This window comes from Streptosporangium nanhuense (assembly GCF_059358815.1).
On record NZ_JCADBG010000081.1, the window covers coordinates 1 to 3,194 of the forward strand.

Genomic DNA, 3,194 nt, shown 5'->3' on the forward strand with positions numbered 1-3,194 from the left:
GCTGAGCGGTTGTGCTCGCCGGAGTACTGGGTGGAGCAGGTGCGGGGCGCGGTCCGTTTCTCCGACGGGGTGCGCGCCCTGCACGCTCACGGAGTGCGGGCCTACCTGGAGCTCGGTCCTGACGGCGTACTGACCGCCATGGCGCAGGACAGCCTGACCACGGAAGCCGAAGCCGGTGCGGACGTGCTGCTGGTACCGGCCCTGCGCGGGGACCGGGACGAGCAGAAGACGATCATGATGGCGCTGGCCGGGTTGCACGTGCGTGGAGTGCCGGTGAGCTGGCCGGCCGTGCTCCCCGATGCCCGCCGGGTGGAGCTGCCGACGTACGCCTTCCAGAAGGAGCGGTTCTGGCCGAGCGGCAGGCGAGGCGGGGACGCGCGGGGTCTGGGGCTTGAGACGGCCCTCCACCCGCTGCTGGGGGCGGTGGTGGTGTCGCCGGAGTCGGACGGTGTGGTCCTCACCGGGCGGCTGTCGGCGTCGACCCATCCGTGGATCCGTGACCACGAGGTTCTGGGCCGCGTACTGCTTCCCGGCACGGGGTTCGTGGAGCTGGCGGTCCGCGCGGGCGACGAGGTCGGCTGCGCGGTGCTGGAGGAACTGGCACTGCAGGCGCCGCTGGTGCTGCCCGAGACCGGTGGGACACGTGTCCAGGTAGTGGTCGACGGACCCGGCGAGACCGGCAGGCGCGCGGTCCGGGTGTACTCCCGGGCGGACGGGCGAGAGGGCGACTGGACGCTGCACGCCCAGGGAGTGCTGGCGGAGCGGGCGGCGGAGCCGGAGTTCGATCTGGTGCAGTGGCCGCCGGCGGGGGCGGCCGAGGTGGACGTCACGGGGGCCTACGAACGGCTGGCCGAGGTCGGTTACGGCTACGGGCCGGCGTTCCAGGCGCTGCGCGCGGCGTGGCGCCGAGGGGATGAGCTGTTCGCCGAGGTCGTGCTGGGCGAGCGGCTGGCCACGGAAGCGGGACGGTTCGGGGTGCACCCGGCCCTGCTGGACGCGGCGATGCACGTATCGCTGATCGATCCCTCGGGCGTGGCGAGCGGCGGGCGGGCGGTGTTGCCGTTCGTGTGGCGGCAGGTTGTGCTGCACGCGGCGGGCGCCTCGACGCTGCGGGTGCGGGTACGGCATCCGAGCGAGCACACGCTGACCCTGGACGTGGCCGACGAGAACGGCCACCCGGTGCTGTCGGCGGGATCGATGGTGGGACGTCCGGTGTCGGCGGAACAACTGGGCGCGGTAGGGGAGCAGTCCCTGTTCCTGGTGGAGTGGAACCCGATCGAGGTGCCCGAGGCCGGTGCGGCGCGGGTGACGGACTGGTTCGCGCTCACCGCTGACCGAGCGCCCGACGCGCCCGACGCGCCCGACGCGCCCGACGCTACTGACGCTACTGACCAAGCGCCCGACACGGATCTCGACGCCGCCGGTGGTTCGATCGCGGTGGTGGACTGCACGGCACCGCCGTCCGGTGAGACGCCGGACGCGGTGCGCTCGGTGGCCGGCGGCGTGCTCGAGGCGCTGCAGGCCTGGCTGGAGCGAGGGAGCCCGGCGTCGGCGCCCCTGGTGGTGGTGACCAGGGGCGCGGTACCGGTCGGTGAGGGCGCGGACGTGGATGTGACGGTCGCGCCGGTGTGGGGGCTGGTACGGGCGGCTCAGGCCGAGCACCCCGGCCGCTTCGTGCTGCTGGACCTGGGAGAGGGCCAGGAGCGGGACGCGGCGGTACGGGCGGCGGCGGCCTCGGGCGAACCCGAGATGGCGGTGCGATCGGAGACGTTCCTGGTTCCCCGCCTGGTCAGGATGCCCCAGCCCGAGCGGTCCGTTCCGGACGCCGCCGAGCCCGCCATGGGCTCCGGGGGCCCCGAGGGCTCCGTCGGGCTGTCGGCGGGGACGGTGCTGGTGACGGGAGGCACGAGCGGGCTGGGAGCGTTGCTGGCCCGTCGCCTGGTGACCGACCACGGCGTGCGTTCCCTGCTGCTGGTGAGCCGGAGAGGGCTGTCCGCGGAGGGGGCCGGGCCGCTGGTGGAGGAGCTGACCGCGCTGGGGGCGAGGGTCGGGGTGACGGCGTGCGATGTCGGCGACCGCGACGCGCTGGCACGGGTCGTGGGGTCGGTTCCGGATTCGGCCCCGCTGGTGGGCGTGGTGCACGCGGCGGGAGCGGCGGACAACGGTGTGGTGGAGGCGCTGTCGCGAGACCGGCTGGACACGGTGCTGCGGCCGAAGGCGGACGCGGCCTGGCACCTGCACGAGCTGACCGAGGATCTGCCGCTGGCGATGTTCGCGCTGGTGTCCTCGGCCGGTGGGCTGGTCCTGGCGGCGGGTCAGGGCAACTACGCGGCGGCCAACGTGTTCCTGGACGCGCTGGCCGCCCACCGGCGGTCGCGAGGGCTGGTGGCGACGTCGCTGGCGTACGGGCTGTGGGATGTGGCCACCGGAATGAGCTCCGAGCTGTCCGGCGCCGACCGGGACCGGCTGGCCAGGCTCGGGTTGCCGGCGCTGTCCGGAACCGAGGGGGTGCGGCTGTTCGACGTGAGCGTACGGGCGGAAGCGGCGATGACGGTACCGCTGCGGGTGGACGTGGAGGCGCTGCGGGGCCGTGGCGGCGAGCTGCCGGCGTTGCTGCGCGGGCTGGTACCGGCGAGGCGGCCGGTCCGGGTGGCCGCCGGCGGCGCCGGGGAAGGCGGGCTGCGGCGGCGCCTGACCGGCCTGGACGCGGGTGAACGCGCGGGGGTGCTGGAAGAGCTGGTACGACGGCACGTGGCGGTGGTGCTGGGTCACGCGTCCGGGGATGCGGTGGAACCCGATCGGGCCTTCAGCACGATGGGGCTGGACTCGCTGGCCGCGGTGGAGCTGCGCAACCAGCTGGCCACGGCGACGGGGTTGCCGTTGCCCGCGACGCTGGTCTTCGACTACCCGACCTCGCACAGCGTCGCGGAGTTCCTTCACGAGGAGCTGTTCGGCTCGGTGGACTCCGAGCAGGCCGCGGATCTGCCGGTGGTGCGGTCGGTGGCCGATGATCCGGTGGTGATCGTGGGGATGGGGTGCCGGTATCCGGGTGGGGTGTCCTCTCCGGAGGATCTGTGGCGTTTGGTGGTCGAGGAGACTGACGCGATCACTGGTTTCCCGACGAATCGGGGGTGGGATCTGGAGGGTGTTTATGATCCGGATCCTGGTCGGGTGGGGACGTCGTATACGCGTCA

1 protein-coding gene is annotated in these 3,194 nt (G+C 73.5%); it reads left to right on the forward strand.

Annotated elements, in window-relative coordinates; translation table 11 throughout:
- Positions 1 to 3,194 (forward strand): type I polyketide synthase (locus tag AC5L38_RS44015; RefSeq protein WP_495248783.1); only part of this gene is annotated, 3,194 nt, incomplete at both ends.